Origin of the sequence: Arcobacter arenosus, assembly GCF_005771535.1 — a bacterium.
GTDB classification, from domain to species: Bacteria; Campylobacterota; Campylobacteria; order Campylobacterales; family Arcobacteraceae; genus Halarcobacter; species Halarcobacter arenosus.
The window spans coordinates 23,305-48,581 of record NZ_VANU01000001.1; the positions used below are offsets into that span (position 1 = coordinate 23,305).

Sequence of the window (25,277 nt, forward strand, 5' to 3'; positions counted from 1 at the left end):
TTGATAATAAATTTTTAGAATCAGTTACTTTCTATTTTTTCCAAAACTCTTTATTGTAAATTATGGAATAGGATTATCATTTACAAAAGATAAAAAATCTTCTGTCAAAGAATGATAAATTTGAAATCAAATGATTTAGTTTTATTTCTATATTTCTTAAGCTATTTTTTTTGGCTTATACTTTTTAAATAAAAAAACTGCAATTACAAAACTAAATGCTTCTGCCAAAGGAATAGCCATAAATATTCCACTATCACCAAATAAAAATGGTAGTGTTAGAATAAAAATCACAGGAAGAACAAGACTTCGAGAAAGGGCTATAAGCATTGAAGCCAAAGGTTTATGAATAGCTGTTAAATAAGCAGAGATTACAAGATTAAGCCCATCAAAAATGAAAACTATCCATATAAATTTAGTAAAATTTAAAACGATTTGTTTTGTATCTAAATTATTATCTTCTAAAAAAATATTGGCTAAGGTTTCAGGTAATAAGAGTATTAAAAATATCATAACAACTCCCACTAAACTTGTAGATATAAAAGCCAATTTTATAAACTCATTTATTCGTAAATATTTTTTTGCACCAAAATTTTTGCTAATTATAGGTTGTAAAGAATCACTAATACCAAAACTAATCATTATACCAATCAGTAAAAGATAATTAATCACCGTAAAAGCAGCGATGCCTTCAATACCAAAATTTTGTATCATCACATAATTAAAAATCAAAGTGGTTATTCCCACCGACATTTCATTGACAAACTCAGATGTGCCGTTATAACATGCTTTGATAATTTGAGTATAACTCCCTCTTGGTTTGACAAACTGTAAAATTGCTTTTTTAGAAAAGAAGTGGGGTAAAAGAATAACTAATAAAGCTAACTGGGAAATACCCGTTGCAAGTGCAGCTCCAAAAATACCTTTTTGTAAATATACTATCATAAACCAATCTAAAATTACATTGATTAGAGAACTTAAAAGTAAAGCCATAAAAGCAAGATTTGGTCTATTATCAACTCTTACAAAATAGTCTAAAACAACTCCTATCATCAAAAAAGGGATAAAGATTAACATAATTGACAAATACTCTATAGCAATAGGAATCAACTCTCTATTTGCACCGAAGAAATTTAAAAGTGTTTCAATATTTAAAAATAAAACTGTGCACATAAAAAAACTAAAAAGAGTAATAGTTATTATTGTTTTGCTAAAAACAACCGAAGCATCATGAATTTTTTCTTCACCTATTAGTTTTCCAGATACAACACTGCTCCCAACTGATAACATTAGTGCAAATCCAAATAAAAAAGAGAAAACAGGAAAACTTATATTAATTGCAGCAAGTCCAATATCTCCTACATAATTTCCTATAAAAAATCCATCAACAATACTTGCAGATGAAATAGCCAACATCCCCAATACAGAAGGTATTGAATATTGAAAAAAAATAGATGATATTTTAGATTTTGTTACACTCATTGCTTTTCTTTAAAGAATATTTTTATTAAAACTTCTTTTGTTTTTATATTTAAAATTTTAAAAGTAATATTAAATTTGCTATCTGATATTTTTGGACATGAACGCAAAAAATCTCCACTCTTATGAAATGATACTTTTCCACTATATGCTAATAAACCTAAAATTTCACCTTCAACTTCAAAAGCAAGATTATTTTTTATCTTATTTATTTTTTTAAATTGACTCAAACTAATATTCGATAAAACTATACTACTTATATTTTTAATATTTTCTATTTTTAAATTTTTAAAATAGTTTTTATTTATATATTCATTTTTTAAATTAGTATTTGTATCATCAAAAACAGATATTAAATCAGCAAACTTTTCTTTTGTTGATATTCTTAATTTTTTTGTTTTATCATTGTATTTTAAATCAAGAGTATTATTACTTCTAACTTTTAAATTTTTAAAACAAAACTCAGTATTGTTTTCTTGAGTTTCATTACTCCACCAATTTAAAATCTTGTAAAATAATACTTCATTTTTTTCTAAATAATACAAATCAGATTCATACAACTCACTATTAGCATATGTTGTAGTATTAAAAATGAAAAAGAAAAGAAATAATAAATTTTTCATATACTTAGCTAATTATTTATTAAAAACTTATCTCGTATCGTTGAATAATAGGGACCAGAAGCTCTAGCAACTGCATCGAGCTTCAACATATCAATATTTGGCCATTCTATAATGTTGTCATGAACATGAATAGCTACAACATTAGCTAAAACAAGATTTCCTGCTTTTTCAACATCTCCAAAATCTACAATTGAATGTAAGCGACATTCAAAAGTAACCTTTGATTCGCCTACATAAACAGAAGCTATTTTTTTACAAGGAAGACAAGAAACTCCTGCAACTTTAAACTCATCAACATCTAATTCATAATCTTTACCTGTTATTGCCATTTTTTCAACCAAATCATAACTAACAATTGAGATAGAAAAAACCTCTGTATTTTGAATATTTATAAGAGTATCTTTTTTAACTCCATCTAGTTTATTCAAAATTGATATAGAAACAACAGGGGGATTAACACTTGCTATATTAAAAAAAGAAAATGGAGCAAGATTAGGAATACCCTTTTTATCCAAAGTCCCAACCCATGCTATTGGTCTTGGAAGGACTGAACCAATAAGAAGTTTGTAAAGTTCTTCATTTTTTACATCTTTTGTATCAATTATCATTTTATTTCCTATAAAATCTTGCTACCTATAAAAGAAGGTACACTTTTTTAAATTAGATATTAACTTTTTGAGTCTTAAATCATTCTACATTTATAATTTGTTCAGTCTCTTTAACTTCACAAAATACACCTGCTAAAGCACTAATAAAACTATAATGTACATCACAAGCTTTTATAGTATTTTCTTTAAAGTTTAAATCTTTTGTGGCACAAGCGTCATTTGCTACAGTGATTTTGTATCCTAAATCAAAACCTGCTCATACTGTTGTATCTATACACATATGAGTCATGGCTCCACAAATGATTAATTCATTTATATTCTCTTTATCTAACTCTTCTTTTAACTTTGTATCTCTAAAACTATTTGGATAGTTTTTCTCAATAATCATATCATCTTGAATATCTAAATTTTTATTTAACTCTACACCTTGGGTATTTTTTATAAAAAACATTGCATTATCTTTTATTGCAAAGTGTTGTACAAAATAAATTTTATATTGTTTTTCTCTTGCGTATTTTATTAATTTGTTAGTTTGAAGTAAAGCTTCATCTACCTTTTGAAGTTCCATCTTACCACCACTAAAATAATCGTTTTGTAAATCTATTACAATTAGTGCTTTTTTCATTGTTTAATTCCTTTGTTTTTATAAAGAGAATTTTATTAAAAATAAAAAAAAGTGTATTGTAAAAAATTGACTATCTGTAAGAAGTTATTTTATTAAACTATCTTGATATTCTTTAGGAGAGATAGAAAATATTTGTTTAAAATATTTATATAGATGACTTTGATCATTAAAACCAACATTTAGTGCTACTTCTGATATGCTCATATTTTTTGATAATAACTCTTTTGCTAAATTTACTTTGTGGTTTAAAATGTATTGATAAGGGGTTAAATCTAACTCCTGTTTAAATATTCTTATTAGATGAAAAGGTGTTATTAAAAACTGTTTTGAAATCTCTTCTAAACTTAGATTTAAATGTATATTTTGATCAATGTAACTCTTAATATCATATGCTAATATATTTTTTTCTTCTCTTACTAATTGATTACAATTTTTAATTATTTGTTTTGAAATAAATTGTATTATTTGTTCCTCTTTTTTTATACAAATATCATCTAAAATAAGATTTTCACATAAGAAAATAAACTCCTGATAAGTTTTTTCATCAGCTATTATATTTGTTGAAAAGGGAACAAATCCATCAACTTTTAATAAATCATATTGAAGTTTTTCAATCCAATTTTTATCTAAATATAAAGCATAAAGCCCGTCACTATTTTTATCCATTTTAGAAGCTGAGTGTATTTGGTATGGATTTATAATTGCAATATTTTTTTCTATTAAAATCAGTTCATTGTCTTTTAAATGTAGTTTAATATTGCCATCTTTTAGTGCTATAATAGTCAATTTATCATGTATATGACTCTTTGAACAGCCATTAATATCTGTATTAAAAGTTAATTCTAAAAAAGGTAATTCAAGGTTTTTGTATGTTGTATTAATTTTTATTCCTTGCAAATAATTATGTATAGACTTGTCTTGTCATTATATAATTTATTAAATCAACATTATCTCTTATTGCTATATTTTTTCTTTCTACAACAAATAGATTTTTTTCAAAAAATGGTTTTGCTGTTATACTTACTTCTGCAAAAACCTCATCAAGTTTTTTTTCCTTTGCTATGTTAATTATTTTAGACATCATTATATTCCCAACACCTTTTCTTTGATAATTATGATGTACATAAAAACAATCAATATGACCATTGTTTTCAAATTCAAAGAAGCCTACTATTTTATTGTTGTTTTTTACGATATATGGCTTTGTTTTTTCAAATCTATTTTTCCATTTTTTGTAGTCAATTTTAGTTGGTGCCCAACTTTCTATTTGTTCTTTAGTATAATCCTTACTATTTACATTGTGAATAGTATTTGTAAATAATTGTGCTAAGTCTTCTACATCTTGACTTTTGTATTTTTCTATATTATACACGTTCACTAAATGCCAATTTAAGTCCAAGTGCTGCAAAACTTGTTGCAAAAAATCTTTGGATAAAAATACTCGCTTTTTCAGATTTTAAAATATAAGCACTAAATAAACCTGATAAAAAACCATATATAACAAATACCACAAAGGTCATAATCATAAAAACAGCCCCAAGTAAAAGCATACTGTTTAAGACACTGTGAACGTTGCTAGGGATAAATTGAGGGATAAAAGCCAAAAAGAAAATTGATAATTTAGGATTTAAAATATTTAACATAAAACCTTTTATAACAATGTTCAAATAATTACTTTTTGAGTTTTTTTCAGAAATACTTAAAGCAGATGAAGAGTTCCACATTTGCCATGCTAAATATAGTAAATATCCTACTCCAAGAAACTTTACAACTTGGAAAGCAACTGCACTAGTATGAAAAATAGCAGCTAAACCAAGGCTACTAGCTAATAAAGCAGGGACAATACCTAATGTGCAACCTAATGCGGCAAAAAAACTAGCACGTTTTCCAGAAAACAAACCTGTAGCAATAGTATATAAAACTCCCGTACCAGGAATTAAAACAACTATTAATGATGTAATTAAAAACTCATAAGACAACATTAGATATCTCCTTTTCTATTTGTGCAATTTATTATATATACTTGCTTGCTGTAAGTAAAAATATTAGATATCCACCTTGAGGCTTATAGGCAATACTTGCATCTTGGATTTTTACATTTTTAAAACCAACATTTTTTGCTATTTTTACAACCTCATCTCTGTCAAATCCAAAATGATATACCCCTGTATCTTCTGTGTGAAAACTACCATCTTCTATATCTAAATCTGCTAAAGCTATTGTTCCATTTTCATTTAATATATTATAAAAATCTTTAAACAAATTTTCTATATTTTCAATATGATGTAGGGTCATTGATGAAATTATTGAATCAAATTTTTTTTCTAATTTAGTTTTTGCTAAATCAATTTCTAAAATTTCAAGATTACAATCAATCAAGTCTCTTTTATCATTTAATTTTTTATTCATTGATGGTGACAAGTCAATAGCTGTAATACTTTTAACAAATGGAGCGATTTTTTCTAATAATAATCCAGTACCTGACCCAAAATCTATTATTTCCATTGATTTATCAAAATCAATCTCTTTTGTTATTAAATTAGCTATGTTTTGAACATTATCAACTCTATTTTTATCTTTTTCATAATTGTTTGATTTATCTTGAAAAAAATCTTTACTCATTTTATTCCTTGTAAAAAGTTCTGATTATCTAATATTATAATATGCTTTTTCTTCTAGTATTTTTTTATAATTTAATTCAAATAAGTCAGAAAAGTTTTTAATTGTATTTTTAAATTCTTGTGTTGAAAATTTTTCATTTTTAGGATTTAAAATATCCATGATTCTATCTCTTATATCTTTTAAACTAATATCTTGATTGCTAGGTTGTAACTGCCCATCTACTACCATTGGTAACTTAATAAATAATATTGATGCGGTCATTACATCTTTAAAATCCATAGAATTAAAGGTTTCGACTAAAGCTTTTTTTTCATCATTTCCTAATGACTGAGGAATCATTCCTGATGTTTTTGCTATACCATCTTCTGTTACTCCATCATTATTAAAATCATATTTTTCATAATGGTGTAGAAGTAAATTATATGCACCTTCATCACTTAGATTATCTACATTAATTTCATCAGCAAGTCTTGTATAGTTTTGCAAGGTAGATAATTCCTCTTTTGTTAGAGAATTTAAAAAGTCTTTTGCATTTGACATATTTACATTATTTGCATTTGCCTTGTTGTATATAGCTTCAAACCCCTCTTTAAATGGTTCTCTAACTTCATAAAAACTATCTGCCATTTTTAGATTTTTTACTATACTTACATGTTCTGCGTAGTTTGTATTTGTGTTCATGAAAGTTCCTTTTTTATTTTAATAAGGTTTAAAATAAGTAAATAGATTGTTCATTAGACAACTTATTGGTATTACATTATATATAAATAATATATAAAGGCACTTAATGTAAAAACATATTATTTTTTGTTTTTTTTCCTAGAAGCTTTTGCCATTTTAGCTTTTTTCTTTGCTTTTTCTTTATTTATACTTGCTGCTTTTCTTGCATTTACAACTTGATCTTTTACTGTTGTATCTTTTGAAAAAGTTTTTGGAGTAGAGTTACTTCCTAATTTGATAAGGTCAACTTTTGAATTTTTTACACTATTGTTATTTTGACTTTTAGCCATTTTTTATCCTGATATTTATTAAAAGCGAATTATAATCTTTTTCAACTGATTTTCTAAATTGTTTGCAGTTGAAAAGTATAACACCATGTACACATGGGGTCCATTACATATATAAATTTCATCTTTACCTCGACTAAAATTTTAAAAGTGAGTTCCACGTCCCTGAATTATATACATTTTCAAAACCTTTTGACAATAAAAGCCTTTTTGCTAATCCACTTCTACTTCCACTTGCACAACAAAGAATTATGGGTTTATTATTATCTAACTCATTTATTCTACTATCAAGTAATTCTAATGGAATGTTTATACTACCTTCTTTGTGAGCTGAAGTAAACTCATCTTTTGTTCTAACATCAATAATTTGTCCACCCTCTTTCAAAAGAGCTGGTACAAGTTTTAATACCTTGTATTGAGTATATTTTTTATAAGCTATAAAAGCTATTATTGCAATGATAGGATATATTATAGTTTCATTCAAAACTTTTCCTTATTTAAACTATTTGAGAATTGAATTATATCCATTTGAGTTTAATTCTTACCCTATTTTAACTATTTATTTTTTGAGATAATGGGAAATACAAAGAATATTAAATTTTATACACAAACTAATAAACAAATTTTTTAATTTGTAATAAAATAATCAAAAAACTCAAAAACTTGGAGTATAAGTGAAATATATTTATATATTAAAAACTGGAGATACATTTGACAATACAAAGTATAATTATGGAGATTTTGAAGATTGGATTATTAGAGAATTAAAGATTCCTTCAAAATATATTAAAACAATAGATGTAAAAAATAATCAAACATTACCAAAACTAGTTAGTGCAAAAGGTTTTATAATTACAGGTTCACACTCAATGGTAAGTGAAGAATTAAATTGGAGTTTAAAGTTAGAAGAATATATAAGAAAAATCAAGCAAGCAAATATACCACTATTAGGGATATGTTATGGACACCAGCTTATTGCAAAAGCTTTGGGAGGTTGTTCAAATTATAACAAAAACGGTAAAGAGATTGGAAGTGTAAAAATAAGACAACTTGCTAATGCAAAAAAAGATTTATTGTTCAAAAATATTCCTTTAAAATTTTATGCCCATGAAACTCACTATCAAAGTGCAATAAAACTTCCAAAAGGTTCGATTGTTTTAGCTAAAAATTCACATGAAAAACATCAAGCAGTAAGATTTAGTAATTGTATTTGGGGAGTTCAATTTCATCCTGAATTTAATATTACAGTTATGAAAGAATATATTGTAAAACAAAAAGAGAGTTTAGATAATCTAGGAATTGATATAAATAATCTACTAAAAAATGTAAAAAATTGTAGTGTGAGTAGTAAAGTTCTAAATAATTTTGAAAAGATATTGAAATAAAAGCAATAATTACCTTTTATTTTTTGGTTTATTGTATAAAAATAAAATTAAAATAGTATATACTTTCAGCAAAGAAGGAAATATATGTACACTGATGATTTAGCAATAATTGACAAAAAAATAGATGAACTTATAAATGATAAAACCATATACAACTTTGAAATTCTAAAAGAAAAAATAATAGAAATATTAAATGGTGTAGAGATGTTTATGATAGAAAATGAACTAGATTCAAAAGCAATTGATTTATACCTAAAAAAAGTAATTACAAAAAGAAATGAACTAGTAAAACAAAAAGAAAAATCAATTCTTCAAGATACAAAAGAAAACAGATATAAAATTATTGAAGAGATTTGTAAAAAATGTGACTTTCAAACAAAAGAAGAATTAATTCAAAAAATTGAAGAACTTGAGAAAAAGAATATTTATGAACTCGATGAGATATTAAATAGATAATACCTTTATTTCAATAATTATTGTAAAAGTGGAGATTCATCCTCTGGGGTGTTATTTTCTTAATGATTATAAGTACTTTTTTGCCTAGTTCCAAAGCTCCGGCTTTGGAATGAATACCAATATATAATTTACTTTTATATGCATTCCCAAGTAAAACTTGGGAATGAGCTAGAGTTTTGAACATTCCAATTTATTTGTTTTAATATACTCGTCAATTTTATAAGAATTTGCAAACCATATAAAATTATTAGCATAAACTTTTAAATTAGTCATATTTTTATCTAGAGTAGTTATCTCTGCTCCAAATGTATAAAATTCTTTATTAATATGTATATAGAATTGAATTGAATTAGCTTCTATTTTTTTTACATAATCAGAAGGTTGTAACCTGTCAATTTCTGTTACTGAACCGTTTACTGAAGTTGTAATTGTTTCTTTATTTCTATGATGACATTTCTGCATATACTCTTCTACTTTTTTTTCTACATCAGAAATACTTGTATTATATGTGTATAATTTAAAATCATCTTTTTTTGCAATTTTTAACGCTTCTGGAGAAGTATAAGAACAAGCAGTATAAAAAATTGGAACCGTTAAAATAAAAAATATATTTTTTATTTTTTTTGATGTTTTTAGCATAATTATAATTCCTTTTTATTTATTGGCATAAATATTTATTTAGATTATATATAAAAAACGTCACAATTTGCGTCACAAGAATTAGAAAATTAAAAAAATTTAGTGATTTATTCTAAAGCTAGAGAAAAGTGATGTTAGAAATATTAGATTTTGAGTTTAGTCAAGGCGAAGATTGATTTTTTCTCGGAGCGTACACGCAGTACGTGAGAATAAAAAATCAATCTTCAACGAAGAATAAGCTAAAAAGATGATGTTTAAAACATCACTTTTTAGATGTGGTAGTTAGGTGCCTCGTTAGTAATCGTTACATCATGCACGTGACTCTCTTTAAGCCCAGCACTTGTAATCTCTACAAACTCTGCAGTTGCTTGGAAAGTAGGAATATCTTTACTTCCTAGGTATCCCATTGAACTTCTTAATCCTCCAACCATTTGGTGAATAATATCTCCAATAGAACCTCTGTATGGAACCATACCTTCAATCCCTTCTGGAACTAATTTATCAGCAGCAGTACCCTCTTGGAAATATCTATCAGTACTTCCTTTAGTCATTGCTCCAATTGAACCCATACCTCTGTATGATTTAAATTTTCTACCTTGAGAAAGGATAACTTCACCTGGAGATTCTTCAGTACCAGCTAATGCACTTCCCATCATAACTGCACTTGCTCCAACTGCTAATGCTTTTGAAACATCACCAGAGAATTTAATACCACCATCAGCGATAATTGGTGTACCAGTTTTTGCACCTTCAGCAGCACACTCATCAATTGCTGAAATTTGAGGAACACCAACACCTGCAACGATTCTTGTTGTACAAATAGAACCAGGTCCAATTCCAACCTTAACAGCATCTGCACCAGCTGCAATTAAATCAGCAGTTGCTTCTGCAGTTGCAACATTACCTGCAATAACTTCAACATCAAGTTCTGCTTTAATAGCTTTAACTGTATCTAAAATACCTTTTGAGTGACCATGAGCTGAATCAAGAACTAATACATCAACACCAACTTCAACAAGTGCTTTTGCTCTATCTAATTGACCAACACCAATAGCAGCCCCTACTCTTAATCTACCAAATTCATCTTTATTTGCATTTGGGTATTCTCTTCTTTTATTAATATCTTTGATTGTAATAAGACCTTTTAAATAACCCTCATCATCAATAATTGGTAATTTCTCTTTTTTACTTTGGTGCATAATATCTGCAGCTTCATCTAAAGTAGTTCCCTCTTTACCAGTGATTAATGGCATATAAGTCATTTTGTCTTGAACTAATTGAGTATAATCTTTAGTAAATCTCATATCTCTGTTTGTTAAAATACCTAATAATTTATTATCATCATCAACAACAGGTACACCAGAGATTTTGTAAGATGCCATAATATCTTCTGCATCTTGTAATGTTTGATGTTTTTTAATTGTTACTGGATCAATAATCATTCCAGATTCACTTTTTTTAACTTTTTTACATTGAAGTACTTGTGTAGCTACATCCATGTTTTTATGAACGATACCAATACCTCCAAGTCTTGCCATTGCAATAGCAGCTTTATATTCTGTAACTGTATCCATTGCTGCAGATACAAATGGAATATTAAGGCTAATATTTTTTGTAAGTTTTGTTTTTAAACAAACTTCTTTTGGTAAAACTTCCGATTTTGCAGGTACTAGTAAAACGTCTTCAAATGTTAATGCTCTTTTTCTTATTCTCATATTTTTTGCCTTTTGTAATTTTTATTATTTGTAATCAACAGCTTTTTCTAATGCCAAAGCACCATTGAACATAGTTTGTTCATCATACGCTTTTCCTATCAATTGTAAACCTATTGGCATACCATCTTCATCTTTATCAATAGGAAGAGATATTGCAGGAAGTCCTGCTAAGTTTACTGAGATTGTATAAATATCACTTAGATACATCTCTAATGAAGTTTTAAAACTTCCAAATTCTGGTGCAGTTGTTGGAGCAACAGGTGAAAGAATTAAATCTGCGTCTTTAAAAATATCTTCATACATATCTTTAATAAGGTGTCTAACCTTTTGTGCTTTAATATAATATGCATCATAATATCCAGAACTAAGTACGAAAGAACCAAGCATGATTCTTTTTTGTACTTCATCACCAAACCCTTGAGATTTAGTTTGAACATACATATCTTTTAGTCCACCATCACCTTTTCTATTACCAAATCTAACACCATCAAATCTAGCAAGATTTGCAGATGCTTCTGCTGTTGCAACAATATAATATGTTGAAACAATCTTTTCAGTATCAAGCATTTGCTTATGAACAATCTCATGTCCAGCTTCTTCTAAAGCTTTTACTGCTTTAGAGAATCCTTTTTTGATTGGTTCACTTGCTTGGTCAACAAAGTTATCTATAACAGCTATTTTAAGTTTTTTATCACTATCTAAATTTGGAGCTACAGGAGTATAATCTACATTTGCAGAAGTTGAATCCATTGGATCGTGTCCAGAAATAATATCATATAAAATTGCCGCATCTTCTACGTTTTGAGTAATAGGGCCAACTTGGTCTAAAGAAGATGAATAAGCTGTAACACCATATCTTGAAACTCTTCCATAAGTTGGTTTCATCCCAACAACTCCACAATACGCTGCTGGTTGTCTAACCGAACCACCTGTGTCAGTTCCTAATGCAGCAATAGCAATACCACCAGCAACAGCTGCAGCACTTCCACCACTACTTCCACCAGCAGTTTTATTTGGATTATGAGGGTTTAAAGTTTTTCCGTAACATGAAGTATCTGTACTACTTCCCATGGCGAATTCATCCATATTTGCTCTACCAAATGGACTTAATCCTGCAGTTCTTAGATTTTTTATTACAGTTGCGTCATAAGCACTTACATAACCTTGTAAAATGTTACTACAACATGTAATATTCCAATTTTTTACATTTATAATATCTTTGATTGCAATAGGAATACCTTCACCAGAAGTTGAAAGCTCTTCATTTTTAAGCTGCTCTACATAAGCACCAATATTGCTTTGCTTAACTTTTAAAGCAATATCTTCTTGTATTTTCTTGATTTCTTCACTATTTAGCTTTAGTGCTTCTTTTAGAGTTATCAATATATTCTCCTAGGAATTATGTATAATAATTGCGCGCTATTATATAAAAAAAATGATTAAATTCTGGTAAATGACTTTTTAGAAATAAATTTGTAATTTTTAGTAATAAAAAAAGGGAGTAAGAAAACTTACTCCCTTTTAAAAGATGTAAAATCTAAAGATTATACGAAAGAAATGAATGCCATTGGAGTAGCATCCCCTCTTCTGATTCTTGTTTTTACAATTGAAGTATATCCACCATTTCTGTCTTCATACTTTGGTGCAATTTCGTTGATTAGTTTTTTAGTAGCTTCTTTATCTTGTAATAAAGCAAATACAGCTCTGTGTGTATTAAAATCTGCATTTCTTGCAGTTGTTACTAATCTCTCAATATATCTTTTTAATTCTTTTGCTTTTGGAACAGTTGTTTCGATTTTTTCTCTCTCAATAATTGCGATTGCCATGTTTTTTAACAATGCTTTTCTATGAGAAGAAGTTCTGTTTAATCTTCTATATCCGTGCTTATGTCTCATATTTAACCCTTAATTATGCTTTTAGTTGCTCTAATTTTCTTCTTAAAGCTGATGCAACATTTTCAGGAAGTGTGTTTTCAATTGGGAAACCTAAAGATTCTAATTTCTCTTGGATTTCATCAAATGATTTCTTTCCTAAATTTTTAATGTTTTTAACTTCTACTTCGCTCATAAGTACTAATTCACCAAGGAATTTAAGCCCAGCTCTATCTAAAGAGTTGAAACTTCTAGCACTTAGATTTAAATCATCAATTTTTACAATTAAATCTTTTAGTTCTACTGGCTCTTCACCTGCATCACTAACTGTTACTTCAGATAAATCAAATACTTTGTTAAATACTGACATTTGTGAATACATAACAGATACTGCTTCTTTGAATGCAGCAATTGGAGTAATTTGTCCATTTGTTTGTACGTTAAATACAGCTTTTTCAAAGTTAGGGTTATCTTCAACTAACATTTTTTCGATATCGTAAACTACTTTTTTTACTGGTGTAAAGAAAGCATCTAGTGGAATGAAATCTGAACTAACCATATCTCTAATATCTTCAGATGGCATATAACCAATACCTCTTTGAATAATAACAGAAAAAGTTAAATTACAGTCACTGTTGATTGTAGCTAAGTGAACATCTGGAGAAACAATTTCAACATCAGAGTTTACTAAGTCTTCACCTTTAATCTCTTTTGGACCATCAAAAGAGTATTCAACAACAACTTGATCTTCATCACCATTAATTTTAAATTTTATGTTCTTAAGATTAATAATAAAAATAGCAATATCTTCTAGCATCCCTCTTAACGAATCAAATTCGTGAGAAGCACCTTCAATCTTAACTGCGATTGGAGCATATCCAACCGAGCTAGATAGTAGTAATCTTCTTAAAGGATGCGCTAATGTAATTGCAAAACCACTTTCAAATGGGTATGCAGAAATCTTAGCTTCGTTATCACTGATTGCTTCGATTTCAACTTCTGTTGGTAAAAATGGAGTGTCTGCAAATTTTTTCATACGCTGCTACCTTTATTTATTATTTAGAATATAACTCTACGATTAATCTTTCTTCAACAGGAATAACAACTTCTTCTCTAGTTGGGATTCTTGTAAAAATTCCGAATACTTTATCTTTATCTACGTCAACCCATTCAACCATACCAGTTTGGTTAGTTAATTCAAGTGATCTTACAACTTGTGGGTTAGATTTAGATTTTTCTTTAATTTCAATTTTTTGACCTGGTTTAACAACATAAGAAGGAATATCAACTTTCTTACCATCTACTAAAACGTGTCCGTGTGTTGTAAATTGTCTAGCATTTGCTCTAGTTGTAGCAAATCCCATTCTATATACAACGTTATCTAATCTTTGCTCGATTAAAGTAATAAGGTTTGCCCCTGTATTACCATCTCTTCTTACAGCTTCTTTAAAGTATTTTCTAAATTGTTTCTCAGAAACACCATACATATATTTAGCTTTTTGCTTTTCTCTTAATTGTAAACCATATTCAGAGATTTTAGCTCTTCTTTGTCCATGTTGTCCTGGAGCAAATGGTCTTTTTTCTAGTGCAGATTTTCCGTTAAGTCTTCTCTCACCTTTTAATCCAAGGTCTGCGTCTAATCTTCTTTCAATCTTTTCTCTTGGTCCTCTATATCTTGCCATTAACTACTCCTTACACTCTTCTTCTTTTAGGAGGTCTACAACCGTTATGTGGTAAAGGTGTTACATCCTTAAACCATCTAACAGAAATACCTTCTATAGCTCCAACAGATTTAACTGCTGTATCTCTACCTGAACCTGGACCTTGGATTTTAATACCAACATTTTTAATTCCATGTTCTTTTGCTTTAGTTACTGCATCTTCAACTGCTGCTTGAGCTGCGAATGGAGTAGATTTTTTAGAACCTTTAAATCCTAAGTTACCAGCTGATGACCATGCAATTGCATTACCCGCATTGTCAGTTACTGTTACCATTGTGTTATTAAACGTTGCTGCAATATGTACAATACCGTCAGCAATATTCTTTTTTACTATTTTTTTTCTAGTTACTTTTCTTTTTGCCATACGTTATCCTTATTATGCTGCACCAACAGTTCTTTTTTTACCTTTTCTAGTTCTGGCATTAGTTTTAGTCTTTTGCCCTCTACAAGGTAAACCTTTTCTGTGTCTTAAACCTCTGTATGAACCTAAATCCATAAGTGCTTTAATATCCATAGCAACTTTTTTTCTTAAATCCCCTTCTACCATGTAGTTTTCTTGGATTTCTTTTCTGATAGCTGCCGCTTCGTCTTCTGTTAATTCGTGTGCTCTTTTGTTGTAATCAATTCCAACAGCATCTAAGATTAATCTAGAGTTATGTAAACCAATTCCGTAGATATACGTTAAAGCGTATTCCATTCTTTTTTTGTTTGGTAAATCAACACCTGCAATTCTTGCCATGATTATCCTTGTCTCTGTTTATGTTTTTTATTGTCGCAGATTACTCTTACGATACCTTTTCTTTTGATAACTTTACATTTATCACACATTTTCTTTACTGAAGCTCTTACTTTCATCAGTCTGTCCTTTTTGTGTTTTTACCCACAATCCAACAGGGGAGAACTGCATAAAAAAACAAAATTCTTTGTTTTTTTGCCGTAACTAAGATTTTTTTGTTAAAATCTTTGGAACCAAACAAAGACAAACCAGACATCTGCTTAGTTTATAATTGCTTTTTTAGGTTCTTCCCAACTCTTTATAAAACACAAAAATTTTATAAAAAATTCCTTCTTGCTTGGAAAAATGGAAACGGATTATAATTAATTTTAGCTTAAAGATACTTTAACTAACTATTATATCGTTCAAGTTATCGTTTTTGAATTCTTTTCTTAATATTAGTTTATCAATATTTAAAAATTTTAAGCTATAATAATTTTTTTTATAATTAGTTGACAAAGGTGATTATTTCATGGAACTTAATAATTTAAATGCAGTTTATATTGACGATGAAGCTATTAATTTAATGCTTGTGGAAGCTTATGGGCAAGAGTTTGGCTTAAATATTAAGTGCTTTGATGACTCACAAGAAGGATTAGACTATATTTTAACTAACGATATTGATATTTTATTTACAGATTATATGATGCCAAATATTGATGGTATTGAATTGATAAAAAGATTTAGAAAGACACAGGATGAAGTTCCAATTGTAGTTATTACTGCTGCTGGAGACGACCAAGAACTAAAAATAAATGCTTTAGAGGCAGGTGCAACAGATTTTTTAACTAAACCTATTGATATATCTGAGTTTAAAGCAAGAACAATCAATCTACTCAAACTAAGATTAGCTCAATTAAAACTACAAGATAAAGCTTTATTACTAGAAGATGAAGTAAAAAAAGCAACAAAAGAGATACAAAGCAGAGAGCATGAAACACTAATGGTACTTGCAAGAACAGCAGAATATAAAGATGCAGAAACTGCTAATCATACAATAAGAGTTGCTCACTATTCTAAACTTCTTGCTAAAAAAATTGGATTAGATGAAGAGAAGCAAAGCGTTATCTATTATTCTGCACCATTCCATGATATAGGAAAAGTTGGAATTGCTGATTCTATTCTTTTAAAAGAGGGAAAATTAAGTGATGAAGAGTTTGATATAATGAAAAGTCATGTACATATTGGTAATGAAATATTAAAAGATACTAATAGTGCTTATTTAATTGAAGGTCAAATAATTGCACAAAATCATCATGAAAAATATGATGGTTCAGGTTATCCCCTTGGATTAAAAGGGGAAGATATTCCAATAAGTGCGAGAATTGTAACAATTGCTGATGTTTTTGATGCATTAACTTCAGTTAGACCATATAAAAAATCTTGGTCTATCCAAGATGCAGTATTATTGTTATTAAGAGAAAAAGGTAAACATTTTGATCCAAAATTAGTTGACCTTTTTGTTGAATCTATAGAAGAGGTAAAAAAAATACATGACACTTATCACTAAAAAAAATATTAATATCCAAGTTGAGCAAAGTGAAATCCCTTGGTTAAAAATATTCACAAATGATAGTTATAAAGAGTTATCTGATTGTTCAGATGAGATTAGGTTTGAGATTTTTGAAGCTTTAAATAAAATAGAAAAACTTATGATTGATTATTACAAACCTGAAAAAATAAATGTTGCATCATTTGGAAATTATGTTCCACATGTTCATTTTCATATAATGGCAAGATTTAAAGAGGATTCATATTTCCCTGAACCAATGTGGGGTAAGAAACAAAGAGATGGAAAACTAGACTTACCATCTTTTGATGAGTTTTATGAAAAAATAAAAGAGGTATTTAAAGATTAAAGTTTAAAAACTTTAATCTACTTTTTTTAAATCTTCAACGCAACTACTAAGCTTATTAAATTCACTTTTATAATCAATTTGTGAATTCTCTTTTGCACTTAACTCAATTTTTTTAGATATTTCAAATACATCATTTATCTTAAGATTTGCAGAAGCCCCTTTGATTTTATGAGCATTTTGTATTATAGATTCAAAATCTTCATTATCAATTGATGTTTTTAATTTTTCTAAATCTTTATCAATTGTAGAAATAAATGTTTTAAAAATATTTCTAAATATATCTAATTTTAAACCTAATGATTTTGCCACTTTTTCTAATGAGTATTTTTCTTCTACTACCGTTTTTTTACTATTTTCACTAACTTTTAATGTTGTTTCTTTATTTGCTTTTATATATTTTGTTAAAATTTCATCTAACATATATTCTTCAAATGGTTTTGGGATATAATCATCCATCCCTTCACTTAAAAACTTCTCTTTATCTCCAGCAACCGCATTTGCTGTTAAAGCTACAATAGGAGTGTGTTTTAAATTATTTTCTTTTTCAAATTTTAAAATCTCTTTTGTTGCATCTATACCATTCATAACTGGCATATTAATATCCATAAAAATAAGTTCATACTTATTTCCAGATTTAATCTCATCAACAGCTAATTGGCCATTTTCAAGAAGTTTACAACGAATATGTTTTTGACTTAACATAGCTTCCATCAAATATTGATTAACAGGATTATCTTCAACAATTAAACAACAAATATTTGAATGTTTTATTAATTCTCTATCAATTTTTACTTCATCTTCTAAATTTGGATTTAAAATATCAACTATTGTATCATAGAGTTTTGATTGATTTATTGGAGACTTTATCATTCTATGTTCATTTTCAATAGATATCTCTTTATCGCTGTAATCAGCGATAAATATTAGTGGAACATTAATTTTTGTTAAATCTAATTTTAATAAATCGTCATATTTTCCAATTATTAAACTAAACTCATTTAAAGTCTCAATATCATCAGTAACCTCTGGCTCACTGTAGTTTGTTAAATACTTTTTAACCATACCAAGCTGAGAAGTACAATCATATTCGTAACAGAAAATTGCAATTTTAGAACTTGTGTCAATTTGAGGATATAGATTTTTACTTTTTTCGTATTCCATTTCTAATTCAAAATAAAATTCACTTCCTTTATTTTCTTCACTAAGTAGCTCTATTTTTGAACCCATAATATTTATAATGTTTGAACTTATAGATAAACCAAGTCCTGTACCACCAAATTTTCTTGTTACACTTGAATCAGCTTGAGAAAAAGGATTAAATATAATTTTTTGATAATCTTTTGATATTCCTATACCAGAATCTTTGATACTAAATAAAATTTTTGCTGTTTTTTCATCTCTTTGAACTTGTTCAATTCTAATTGAGATATTACCTTCATTTGGCGTAAACTTTATGGCATTACCTATTAAATTTGTTAAAACTTGTTTTATTTTTAATGAATCTCCAATCAAATTATTTGGAAGTTTAGGATCAATAAAAAACAAAATATCTATATTTTTTTCGCTTGCTTTTGCAACAAAAAGTTCAATAGCTGGTTCAAACTCTTTAAAGGGATTAAATGCCCTATTTTCTAATTCAAATTTTCCACTTTCTATTTTTGAAATATCTAATATATCATTTATAATTCCAAGAAGTGATTTTGCACTACTATTAATTATATCAATATACCCCATCTCTTTTTTAGGAATATCTGAATTTTCTAAAAGTTTTGCAAAGCCTAATATACCATTTAAAGGTGTTCTTATTTCATGTGACATTGTGGCAAGAAAAATTGATTTAGATGCTTCAGCTTCTTTTGCTTTTTCTAAAGAAATTATATGTTCTGTAATATCAATTGAAAATGATAAAAACTCTAAAATATTATTTTTTGAATCTAAAATTGGAACAATTATAGTTGAAGTATAAAAAACATTTCCATTTTTATCTAAATTTTTTATCTCTCCTGTCCAAATATTATTTTTTGAGATTTTTGTAAATAAAGCATTAAAAAAAACTTCATCAAAATTTTTATGACACAATATATTATATTCTTCACCTAAAAGTTCACTTTCTTTATATAATGACTTTTCTAAATATTTATCATTTACATGGGTTATTTTCCCAAATTTATCAAACTTTGAAATCATTGCAGAGGCATCTACCGCCTTTTGATACTCTTCTAAAAACTTATTTGATTCTGATAGATTTTCAATTAAAGAATTTGTTTTTTTATCTTTATTTTCTAAGTAGTTAATCAATTTATTAACTTGAATAACAAAGTTATCTATATCTGTATTTGCAAAATTTTTTTCAAAAAATTGGTAATGGTCATTTTCTATTTTATCAAGAAATTCCGTTAACTCAAGCATAGGTTTTTTAACGAATTGATTTGAAACAAAAACTGCAATTATCACAAGAGTTATCAATAAAAGTGTCATATAAAATGCCATAAAATTCTTTGTTTGCATATCTAAATATGAACCTAAAGCATAATCTATACCAATATATAAACTAATAATAAAAACAAAACCTGTTAAAATTACAGGTATTAAAATTTTTTCTAAAGTATCTAAACCCTTCATATAAAAACAATCCTTAAAAATAATTAGGAGTTTATCATAAAATGAATTTATTTTTGAGTAAAAGAAGAAAGAAAAGGCTCAAAAAGAGCCTTTTTAATTATTGACTAATATTATTAGCGATAATATCACCCATTTCTGAAGTAGTAACAACCTCTTTAGCATCATATGCTGCTAAATCTTTTGTTCTATATCCATCTTTTAGTGCTTTTTTAATAGCTGCATCAATTTTATCTGCCGCTTCCATTTCACCTAAAGAGTATCTTAACATCATTCCAGCAGATTCAATAGTTGCAATTGGATTTGCAATTCCTTGTCCTGCAATATCAGGAGCAGAACCATGAATTGGCTCATAAATTGCAGTTTTATCTCCAGTTGAAGCTGATGGTAATAATCCAATTGAACCAACAACCATAGAAGCTGTATCAGATAAAATATCACCAAAGATATTTCCAGTTACAATTACATCAAATTGTTTTGGATTTCTTACTAATTGCATTGCCGCATTATCAACATACATATGAGATAATTCAACTTCAGGATAATCTTTAGCAATCTCTTCCATTGTGTCTCTCCATAATTGAGAAACTTCAAGAACATTTGCTTTATCAACAGAACAAACTCTTTTATCTCTTTTCATAGCTAGTTCAAAAGCAGTTTTACCAATTCTTTCAATCTCAGGTTTAGTATAAACCATAGTATTAAATGCTTTAAAACCATCATTTTCTCTAGGCTTTCCAAAATAGATACCACCAATAAGTTCTCTTACAATCATAATATCAACACCTTCAATAACCTCAGGTTTAAGTGTTGAAGCGTTTACTAACTCATCATAAATGATTGCCGGTCTTAAGTTTGCATAAACTTCCATTGCTTCTCTGAATTTTAAAAGTCCTGTTTCTGGTCTTAAATCCCTTGGTAAAGTATCCCATTTTTCTCCACCAATTGCCCCAAATAAACAAGCATCAGAATTTAATACACCATCAATAGTTTCTTGAGGTAGTGGAGTACCAGTTTCATCAATAGCAATACCACCCATTAAATACTCTTTATACTCTAAAGAGAACCCACAAGAATAAGAAACTGCATCTAAAACCTTAATTGCTTCATCTACAATCTCTGGACCAATTCCATCACCTTTGATAATTGAAATATCATATTTTTTCATTATTTGTTAACTCCCATTTCAGCTTTTGCATAGTTGATTAATCCACCAGTTGCAATTAATTCTTGCATAAATGGAGGAATTGGAATAAATTTATATGATTTATTAGTTGTATTATTTGTAATAATTCCTTCATCAAGGTTAATTGAAATCTCTTCACCCTCTTTAATCTCTAATGATTCAGGTAATTCAAAAATTGGTAATCCCATATTAAATGCATTTCTATAAAAAATTCTAGCAAAAGACGGTGCTACAACTGCAGCTACTCCCGCGGCTTTAAGTGCGATTGGAGCATGTTCTCTACTTGATCCACATCCAAAGTTTTCTCCAGCAACTATAATATCACCTTTTTGTAACTTATTTGGGAAATCAGGATCTGCATCTTCCATAACATATTTTGCTAAGTGTTCAGGGTCAGAACTATTTAAATATCTAGCAGCAATGATAACATCAGTATCAATATTTGCTCCAAAGTTCCATACTTTTCCAGTAATTTCGTTCATATTAATTTTCCTTAAAATAGTCCATTGAATAGACTTTTAAATTCTAGTATTACTCTAAATTTTTTACTTTTTTTCTAATTCAGAAATTTTCTAAAGTCTTGCATTTTATCCAAAAGTATAAAAATAATAGATTAAATAAAGTAAATTAATGAAGTTTTTAAATAATTTCGGTATAATACGTGCCTTATCTTTCAAAACAAACGAGGAACTTCCGTATATGAGCGTAAAAGATTTAAATAAAGAGATTGAGAATATTGTAAAAGAATACAAAGACTCAATACTTACATACGAAAAACTTATTAAAATCTTTCCTAAAGCTCCTACATCAGCGAATATCAAAAAACTTATTGCACTTGTTCAATTATATAATGTAACACTTATTACTGGTCAAGAACAAGCAAAAAGAATGAATGCTGAAGAGGCTAAGAAAAAAGAAGATTTAAGAAACAAGTTAAAAGACAATGATGATGATGTATTTGACCTACTAAAAAATAAAGAGCTTTTAGAGTGGTCAAGATCTGATTCTCCGGTTAGAATGTACCTTAGAGAAATGGGACAGATTCCTTTATTAACAAAAGAGGAAGAAATAGAAATCTCTAAAAAAATAGAAATGGGTGAAGATGTAATTCTTGATGCTATTTGTTATGTTCCTTACTTAATAGATTTTATTCTTGAGTATAGAGAACCATTAGTAAATAGAGAAAGAAAAGTAAAAGAGCTTTTCAGAAACTTTGATGATGAGGATTCAGATAATGATGATTCAGAGGATGAAGTTGAAGATGATGAAGAATTAGAAGAAGATGAAGATACACCTAAAATAAAAAAACTTGATAAGAGAGCTGAAACTATTATTGCTGCTTTTAAAATTTTAGAAAAAGCAAAAAAAGATTGGTTAAAATTTCAAGCAAAAGAATCAGCTGCTTCTGATGATGAAGTAGATGTAATGCAATTTAATTTAGCAGTTGCATTTAAGAAAAAAGTTTTAAAAGAAGCATTATTAGATTTAGGTCCAACTTCAAAGCTTATTACAGAGATTGTAAAAGCTATGGAAACTGCACTTAAATCAGATACTGGTTTTGAAACTGAATTAAAAAAACTAGAATATAAATTACCTTTATTTAATGATATTTTATTAAAAAATCACCAAAAGATTTTAGATAATATTATCAATTTATCTAAAGTGCAAATTACTTCTATGGTTCCTGAAGCAACTATGGTTTCTACTTATATGGAAATTAAAAAACTTTTCCAAACGGCAGAAGCATCTAAAGGTGGCTTTGACTTAGAACCAGAAGAGTTAAAAGACGTTTTAGAGCAAATTAAAAGAGGTAAAAAAATTACTGATGAAGCTAAAACTAGAATGGCTAAATCAAACCTTAGACTTGTTGTATCTATTGCAAAAAGATATACAAATAGAGGTTTACCATTCCTAGATTTAATTCAAGAGGGTAATATTGGTCTTATGAAAGCCGTTGATAAGTTTGAATATAAAAAAGGTTATAAATTCTCTACTTATGCAACATGGTGGATTAGACAAGCAATTTCAAGAGCAATTGCGGACCAAGCTAGAACTATTAGAATTCCAATTCACATGATTGAAACTATTAATAGAATTAATAAAATCATTAGAAAAGGTATTCAAGAAAATGGTAAAGAGCCTGATGTAGAAGAGATTGCAAAAGAGGTAGCTTTACCTGTTGATAAAGTTAAACAAGTAATTAAAATTACAAAAGAGCCTGTATCACTTGAAGCACCTATTGGAAGCGATGATGATGGTAAGTTTGGAGACTTCGTACCTGATGAAAAGGCACCAACTCCAGTTGATAACATTATGAAAGAGGATTTACAAGGTCAAATTGATCAAATTCTTGCACAATTAAATGAAAGAGAACAAGCTGTTGTTAGAATGAGATTTGGTCTTATGGATGATGCATCAGATAGAACTCTTGAAGAGATTGGAAAAGAACTTTCTGTAACAAGAGAAAGAGTAAGACAAATTGAATCAAGTGCTATTAAAAAATTAAAGCACCCTAAAGTAGGTAAAAACCTAAAAAATTATGTAGAAAGTTAATAGATGAATTTTTATGAAGAGTGGGTTGAAATAGATTTAAATCCTATAATATCATTTTCATCAAATGGTAAAATAACTTATTCAAATCAAGAAGCTCAATTTTTGCTTAGCCGTATTAAGCAAAAAGAGCTTTTCGATTTAACGTTAAAACATGCTCCAAAAACTTTTGGAATAGAAACTACATATTTTGATTTAAGTTTAAAAAACTATTCTTTTTATGCAATTACTGTAAAGTATGAAAATGAAGATGAGATTCATATGAAACTTTACAAAAGTGCAATGGTTAAAAAAGATTCAGAACTAAGTACAAAAAATACTAATATCACAAATATTTTTACTCTAGTTGATTTAGCAATTTCAACTAAAAAAATCAAATCTAATGCAAAGTTTATTAAAAACTATGACCCGTCTATTCCAGAATTTAAAATTAATGCAAGTGAATTTATTAAAGCATTAAATCTAATTTATGATAATTTTCAAGAATCAGAGATGTTAACAACATCTGTAATTCTTAAAATTGGTGAATATATTAGACTAGAAGGTAAAAAACACTCTATTATTAGTGTAGAAGTATTTTCAAGTACTAAGTGTTCTACCGAAAAATTTAACTATAAAGATGAAAATGCATCATTTATAGTAACAAAAGATGAAGATAAAATTACTATTGATCTTCCATTAATCTCAGAGTAAACTTAGCCAATAAAACTGATATTGGAACAATTGCTAATCCCACTAAAAATGGGATTGGTAAAAATATTTTATTGTTATTTAAAGCAAAAAATCCAAATATTAAAAATCCATAACCAAATATTCTATAAATAGAAATAAATCCACTTGCAGAAAAAAATGTATTTTTTAATGAATTCTTTTTAACTTTTGATTTTTCTTCTTGAATAATCTCTTTAATTTTTTCAGGGGTTAAATCCTCTTCAGCTATAGGTTCTACATCTTCAGAATATAAATCAAATGGGTCATCTATTTCATCAACTTTGTCTCTATCATCTAATATTTTTTTCTCATTGGAAGAATCAAAATTAGATAATCTATTTTTTATATTTCTTTGATATGAAAAATATGAAGCTAAAGTTACAAATAAAGAGCCAAAGAAAGCAACTTGAGTATTTAAAACCCAAATCTTATCATAAGCTATAATTGCATAAATAATAATGCAAAGGTCTACAATAATAAAAACCTTTGCAAAATTTAAAATCTCTTTTTTATTCATCTTCGTCGTAAGACTTATCCCCATATTTTGCTCTATGGGCATATCTTGGGTCATTTTCCATTCCCTCAAATTGTTTTTGAGCTCTTTTATATGCCTTATAGATATTTAATCCAGCTGCAGCAATTCCCCAAAATATTCCTAACCATAAAGTCCAAGCATAACCTGTCCATGTTTTTAGACCATAACCAACTGCAAAACCAAGTGCAATAGCCGCAACAATAGATATTCCTAAAGAAAGGTTATCTAATGCTTCAAGCTTATCTCTATGTTTTGGTACTACTTTTTCTTGTTTATTTTCCATTTTTACCTATC

31 protein-coding genes are annotated in these 25,277 nt (G+C 27.9%); 6 read left to right on the plus strand and 25 right to left on the minus strand.

Annotated elements, in window-relative coordinates; translation table 11 throughout:
* Positions 1-156 precede the first annotated feature (156 nt).
* From FDK22_RS00145 to FDK22_RS00195, 11 genes are all read right to left on the minus strand, one after another.
* On the minus strand, positions 157-1,479 hold the full coding sequence (locus FDK22_RS00145; protein WP_138150750.1) for an MATE family efflux transporter: 1,323 nt from the start codon (positions 1,477-1,479) through the stop codon (positions 157-159).
* Positions 1,476-2,099 carry a hypothetical protein gene (locus FDK22_RS00150; protein ID WP_138150751.1) on the minus strand — a complete coding sequence of 208 codons (624 nt, stop codon included), beginning with the start codon at positions 2,097-2,099 and terminating at the stop codon, positions 1,476-1,478. Before FDK22_RS00150 ends, FDK22_RS00145 begins: the two co-directional genes overlap by 4 nt.
* A gap of 8 nt (positions 2,100-2,107) precedes the next feature.
* Positions 2,108-2,707 (minus strand): flavin reductase family protein, encoded by a 600-nt coding sequence (locus FDK22_RS00155; protein ID WP_138150752.1) that lies wholly within the window; start codon positions 2,705-2,707, stop codon positions 2,108-2,110.
* 256 nt (positions 2,708-2,963) lie between these two features.
* Positions 2,964-3,332, minus strand: a complete 369-nt coding sequence (locus FDK22_RS00160; protein WP_212744963.1) for an isochorismatase family protein — start codon at positions 3,330-3,332, stop codon at positions 2,964-2,966.
* An 84-nt stretch (positions 3,333-3,416) separates the two neighbouring features.
* Entirely contained in the window at positions 3,417-4,229 is an 813-nt protein-coding gene (locus tag FDK22_RS00165; RefSeq protein ID WP_138150753.1) for a helix-turn-helix transcriptional regulator, read from the minus strand.
* Positions 4,230-4,233: 4 nt separating this feature from the next.
* Positions 4,234-4,710: a GNAT family N-acetyltransferase gene (locus FDK22_RS00170; RefSeq protein ID WP_171012875.1), complete on the minus strand. Its 477-nt coding sequence runs from the start codon at positions 4,708-4,710 to the stop codon at positions 4,234-4,236.
* Complete coding sequence (locus tag FDK22_RS00175) at positions 4,697-5,314, minus strand: LysE family translocator (RefSeq protein ID WP_138150755.1); 618 nt, start codon at positions 5,312-5,314, stop codon at positions 4,697-4,699. The genes FDK22_RS00170 and FDK22_RS00175 overlap by 14 nt, the downstream gene beginning before the upstream one ends.
* A gap of 31 nt (positions 5,315-5,345) precedes the next feature.
* Entirely contained in the window at positions 5,346-5,954 is a 609-nt protein-coding gene (locus tag FDK22_RS00180; RefSeq protein ID WP_138150756.1) for a class I SAM-dependent DNA methyltransferase, read from the minus strand.
* A gap of 24 nt (positions 5,955-5,978) precedes the next feature.
* Positions 5,979-6,635: a hypothetical protein gene (locus tag FDK22_RS00185; RefSeq protein ID WP_138150757.1), complete on the minus strand. Its 657-nt coding sequence runs from the start codon at positions 6,633-6,635 to the stop codon at positions 5,979-5,981.
* Positions 6,636-6,754: 119 nt separating this feature from the next.
* The gene (locus FDK22_RS00190; protein ID WP_138150758.1) at positions 6,755-6,964 is read right to left on the minus strand and encodes a hypothetical protein; all 210 of its coding nucleotides are present in this window, start codon (positions 6,962-6,964) and stop codon (positions 6,755-6,757) included.
* A gap of 133 nt (positions 6,965-7,097) precedes the next feature.
* Positions 7,098-7,445: a rhodanese-like domain-containing protein gene (locus FDK22_RS00195; RefSeq protein ID WP_212744964.1), complete on the minus strand. Its 348-nt coding sequence runs from the start codon at positions 7,443-7,445 to the stop codon at positions 7,098-7,100.
* A 190-nt stretch (positions 7,446-7,635) separates the two neighbouring features.
* Here FDK22_RS00195 and FDK22_RS00200 point away from each other — a divergent pair, with 190 nt between their 5' ends.
* Both FDK22_RS00200 and FDK22_RS00205 read left to right on the plus strand, forming a co-directional pair.
* Positions 7,636-8,346 (plus strand): glutamine amidotransferase, encoded by a 711-nt coding sequence (locus FDK22_RS00200; protein ID WP_138150759.1) that lies wholly within the window; start codon positions 7,636-7,638, stop codon positions 8,344-8,346.
* An 84-nt stretch (positions 8,347-8,430) separates the two neighbouring features.
* On the plus strand, positions 8,431-8,802 hold the full coding sequence (locus tag FDK22_RS00205) for a hypothetical protein (RefSeq protein ID WP_138150760.1): 372 nt from the start codon (positions 8,431-8,433) through the stop codon (positions 8,800-8,802).
* 168 nt (positions 8,803-8,970) lie between these two features.
* Here FDK22_RS00205 and FDK22_RS00210 read toward each other — a convergent pair whose 3' ends face one another.
* From FDK22_RS00210 to rpmJ, 9 genes are all read right to left on the minus strand, one after another.
* A complete protein-coding gene (locus FDK22_RS00210) occupies positions 8,971-9,441 on the minus strand; it encodes a hypothetical protein (RefSeq protein WP_138150761.1) in 471 nt (156 codons plus the stop codon).
* Positions 9,442-9,710: 269 nt separating this feature from the next.
* Entirely contained in the window at positions 9,711-11,156 is a 1,446-nt protein-coding gene (gene guaB / locus FDK22_RS00215; protein ID WP_138150762.1) for an IMP dehydrogenase, read from the minus strand.
* Between the two features lie 24 nt (positions 11,157-11,180).
* Positions 11,181-12,539 carry an Asp-tRNA(Asn)/Glu-tRNA(Gln) amidotransferase subunit GatA gene (gene gatA, locus FDK22_RS00220; RefSeq protein WP_171012876.1) on the minus strand — a complete coding sequence of 453 codons (1,359 nt, stop codon included), beginning with the start codon at positions 12,537-12,539 and terminating at the stop codon, positions 11,181-11,183.
* A 161-nt stretch (positions 12,540-12,700) separates the two neighbouring features.
* The gene (gene rplQ, locus FDK22_RS00225; RefSeq protein ID WP_138150763.1) at positions 12,701-13,051 is read right to left on the minus strand and encodes a 50S ribosomal protein L17; all 351 of its coding nucleotides are present in this window, start codon (positions 13,049-13,051) and stop codon (positions 12,701-12,703) included.
* 13 nt (positions 13,052-13,064) lie between these two features.
* The gene (locus FDK22_RS00230; protein WP_138150764.1) at positions 13,065-14,063 is read right to left on the minus strand and encodes a DNA-directed RNA polymerase subunit alpha; all 999 of its coding nucleotides are present in this window, start codon (positions 14,061-14,063) and stop codon (positions 13,065-13,067) included.
* Positions 14,064-14,082: 19 nt separating this feature from the next.
* The gene (gene rpsD, locus FDK22_RS00235) at positions 14,083-14,709 is read right to left on the minus strand and encodes a 30S ribosomal protein S4 (protein WP_138150765.1); all 627 of its coding nucleotides are present in this window, start codon (positions 14,707-14,709) and stop codon (positions 14,083-14,085) included.
* Between the two features lie 10 nt (positions 14,710-14,719).
* Positions 14,720-15,112: a 30S ribosomal protein S11 gene (gene rpsK, locus FDK22_RS00240; RefSeq protein ID WP_138150766.1), complete on the minus strand. Its 393-nt coding sequence runs from the start codon at positions 15,110-15,112 to the stop codon at positions 14,720-14,722.
* A 12-nt stretch (positions 15,113-15,124) separates the two neighbouring features.
* On the minus strand, positions 15,125-15,487 hold the full coding sequence (gene rpsM / locus FDK22_RS00245) for a 30S ribosomal protein S13 (RefSeq protein WP_138150767.1): 363 nt from the start codon (positions 15,485-15,487) through the stop codon (positions 15,125-15,127).
* A gap of 2 nt (positions 15,488-15,489) precedes the next feature.
* Positions 15,490-15,603, minus strand: coding sequence for a 50S ribosomal protein L36 (gene rpmJ / locus FDK22_RS00250; RefSeq protein ID WP_079577253.1), 114 nt, complete (start codon positions 15,601-15,603; stop codon positions 15,490-15,492).
* A gap of 392 nt (positions 15,604-15,995) precedes the next feature.
* Here rpmJ and FDK22_RS00255 point away from each other — a divergent pair, with 392 nt between their 5' ends.
* Both FDK22_RS00255 and FDK22_RS00260 read left to right on the plus strand, forming a co-directional pair.
* On the plus strand, positions 15,996-17,033 hold the full coding sequence (locus FDK22_RS00255) for an HD-GYP domain-containing protein (protein WP_138150768.1): 1,038 nt from the start codon (positions 15,996-15,998) through the stop codon (positions 17,031-17,033).
* Positions 17,017-17,382 (plus strand): HIT family protein, encoded by a 366-nt coding sequence (locus FDK22_RS00260; protein ID WP_138150769.1) that lies wholly within the window; start codon positions 17,017-17,019, stop codon positions 17,380-17,382. Before FDK22_RS00255 ends, FDK22_RS00260 begins: the two co-directional genes overlap by 17 nt.
* A 12-nt stretch (positions 17,383-17,394) precedes the next feature.
* Here the strand turns inward: FDK22_RS00260 and FDK22_RS00265 are convergent, their stop codons facing one another.
* The 3 genes from FDK22_RS00265 to FDK22_RS00275 form a co-directional block, all read right to left on the minus strand.
* Complete coding sequence (locus FDK22_RS00265; protein ID WP_138150770.1) at positions 17,395-20,004, minus strand: ATP-binding protein; 2,610 nt, start codon at positions 20,002-20,004, stop codon at positions 17,395-17,397.
* Between the two features lie 97 nt (positions 20,005-20,101).
* Positions 20,102-21,169 carry a 3-isopropylmalate dehydrogenase gene (gene leuB / locus FDK22_RS00270; protein WP_138150771.1) on the minus strand — a complete coding sequence of 356 codons (1,068 nt, stop codon included), beginning with the start codon at positions 21,167-21,169 and terminating at the stop codon, positions 20,102-20,104.
* Entirely contained in the window at positions 21,169-21,669 is a 501-nt protein-coding gene (locus tag FDK22_RS00275; RefSeq protein WP_138150772.1) for a 3-isopropylmalate dehydratase small subunit, read from the minus strand. Before FDK22_RS00275 ends, leuB begins: the two co-directional genes overlap by 1 nt.
* A 148-nt stretch (positions 21,670-21,817) precedes the next feature.
* On the opposite strand from FDK22_RS00275, the gene rpoD reads away from it, so the two are divergent.
* Positions 21,818-23,740, plus strand: coding sequence for an RNA polymerase sigma factor RpoD (rpoD, locus tag FDK22_RS00280; RefSeq protein ID WP_276309162.1), 1,923 nt, complete (start codon positions 21,818-21,820; stop codon positions 23,738-23,740).
* Between the two features lie 3 nt (positions 23,741-23,743).
* Positions 23,744-24,430 carry a hypothetical protein gene (locus FDK22_RS00285; RefSeq protein ID WP_138150774.1) on the plus strand — a complete coding sequence of 229 codons (687 nt, stop codon included), beginning with the start codon at positions 23,744-23,746 and terminating at the stop codon, positions 24,428-24,430.
* On the opposite strand, the gene FDK22_RS00290 is transcribed toward FDK22_RS00285, so the two are convergent.
* Both FDK22_RS00290 and FDK22_RS00295 read right to left on the minus strand, forming a co-directional pair.
* Positions 24,402-25,019 (minus strand): hypothetical protein, encoded by a 618-nt coding sequence (locus FDK22_RS00290; RefSeq protein WP_138150775.1) that lies wholly within the window; start codon positions 25,017-25,019, stop codon positions 24,402-24,404. The two genes, FDK22_RS00285 and FDK22_RS00290, sit on opposite strands and share 29 nt — an antisense overlap.
* Positions 24,958-25,266 (minus strand): AtpZ/AtpI family protein, encoded by a 309-nt coding sequence (locus FDK22_RS00295; RefSeq protein ID WP_138150776.1) that lies wholly within the window; start codon positions 25,264-25,266, stop codon positions 24,958-24,960. The genes FDK22_RS00290 and FDK22_RS00295 overlap by 62 nt, the downstream gene beginning before the upstream one ends.
* Between the last annotated feature and the right edge of the window lie 11 nt (positions 25,267-25,277).

What these genes read in the sequence shown, in the direction of transcription:
- FDK22_RS00145 (WP_138150750.1), bottom strand. Translation starts at nt 1,479, where the DNA reads ATGAGTGTAACAAAATCTAAAATATCATCTATTTTTTTTCAATATTCA.
- FDK22_RS00150 (WP_138150751.1), bottom strand. Translation starts at nt 2,099, where the DNA reads ATGAAAAATTTATTATTTCTTTTCTTTTTCATTTTTAATACTACAACA.
- FDK22_RS00155 (WP_138150752.1), bottom strand. Translation starts at nt 2,707, where the DNA reads ATGATAATTGATACAAAAGATGTAAAAAATGAAGAACTTTACAAACTT.
- FDK22_RS00160 (WP_212744963.1), bottom strand. Translation starts at nt 3,332, where the DNA reads ATGAAAAAAGCACTAATTGTAATAGATTTACAAAACGATTATTTTAGT.
- FDK22_RS00175 (WP_138150755.1), bottom strand. Translation starts at nt 5,314, where the DNA reads ATGTTGTCTTATGAGTTTTTAATTACATCATTAATAGTTGTTTTAATT.
- FDK22_RS00180 (WP_138150756.1), bottom strand. Translation starts at nt 5,954, where the DNA reads ATGAGTAAAGATTTTTTTCAAGATAAATCAAACAATTATGAAAAAGAT.
- FDK22_RS00185 (WP_138150757.1), bottom strand. Translation starts at nt 6,635, where the DNA reads ATGAACACAAATACAAACTACGCAGAACATGTAAGTATAGTAAAAAAT.
- FDK22_RS00190 (WP_138150758.1), bottom strand. Translation starts at nt 6,964, where the DNA reads ATGGCTAAAAGTCAAAATAACAATAGTGTAAAAAATTCAAAAGTTGAC.
- FDK22_RS00205 (WP_138150760.1), top strand. Translation starts at nt 8,431, where the DNA reads ATGTACACTGATGATTTAGCAATAATTGACAAAAAAATAGATGAACTT.
- FDK22_RS00210 (WP_138150761.1), bottom strand. Translation starts at nt 9,441, where the DNA reads ATGCTAAAAACATCAAAAAAAATAAAAAATATATTTTTTATTTTAACG.
- guaB (WP_138150762.1), bottom strand. Translation starts at nt 11,156, where the DNA reads ATGAGAATAAGAAAAAGAGCATTAACATTTGAAGACGTTTTACTAGTA.
- rplQ (WP_138150763.1), bottom strand. Translation starts at nt 13,051, where the DNA reads ATGAGACATAAGCACGGATATAGAAGATTAAACAGAACTTCTTCTCAT.
- FDK22_RS00230 (WP_138150764.1), bottom strand. Translation starts at nt 14,063, where the DNA reads ATGAAAAAATTTGCAGACACTCCATTTTTACCAACAGAAGTTGAAATC.
- rpsD (WP_138150765.1), bottom strand. Translation starts at nt 14,709, where the DNA reads ATGGCAAGATATAGAGGACCAAGAGAAAAGATTGAAAGAAGATTAGAC.
- rpsK (WP_138150766.1), bottom strand. Translation starts at nt 15,112, where the DNA reads ATGGCAAAAAGAAAAGTAACTAGAAAAAAAATAGTAAAAAAGAATATT.
- rpsM (WP_138150767.1), bottom strand. Translation starts at nt 15,487, where the DNA reads ATGGCAAGAATTGCAGGTGTTGATTTACCAAACAAAAAAAGAATGGAA.
- rpmJ (WP_079577253.1), bottom strand. Translation starts at nt 15,603, where the DNA reads ATGAAAGTAAGAGCTTCAGTAAAGAAAATGTGTGATAAATGTAAAGTT.
- FDK22_RS00255 (WP_138150768.1), top strand. Translation starts at nt 15,996, where the DNA reads ATGGAACTTAATAATTTAAATGCAGTTTATATTGACGATGAAGCTATT.
- FDK22_RS00260 (WP_138150769.1), top strand. Translation starts at nt 17,017, where the DNA reads ATGACACTTATCACTAAAAAAAATATTAATATCCAAGTTGAGCAAAGT.
- FDK22_RS00265 (WP_138150770.1), bottom strand. Translation starts at nt 20,004, where the DNA reads ATGAAGGGTTTAGATACTTTAGAAAAAATTTTAATACCTGTAATTTTA.
- leuB (WP_138150771.1), bottom strand. Translation starts at nt 21,169, where the DNA reads ATGAAAAAATATGATATTTCAATTATCAAAGGTGATGGAATTGGTCCA.
- FDK22_RS00275 (WP_138150772.1), bottom strand. Translation starts at nt 21,669, where the DNA reads ATGAACGAAATTACTGGAAAAGTATGGAACTTTGGAGCAAATATTGAT.
- rpoD (WP_276309162.1), top strand. Translation starts at nt 21,818, where the DNA reads ATGAAGTTTTTAAATAATTTCGGTATAATACGTGCCTTATCTTTCAAA.
- FDK22_RS00285 (WP_138150774.1), top strand. Translation starts at nt 23,744, where the DNA reads ATGAATTTTTATGAAGAGTGGGTTGAAATAGATTTAAATCCTATAATA.
- FDK22_RS00290 (WP_138150775.1), bottom strand. Translation starts at nt 25,019, where the DNA reads ATGACCCAAGATATGCCCATAGAGCAAAATATGGGGATAAGTCTTACG.
- FDK22_RS00295 (WP_138150776.1), bottom strand. Translation starts at nt 25,266, where the DNA reads ATGGAAAATAAACAAGAAAAAGTAGTACCAAAACATAGAGATAAGCTT.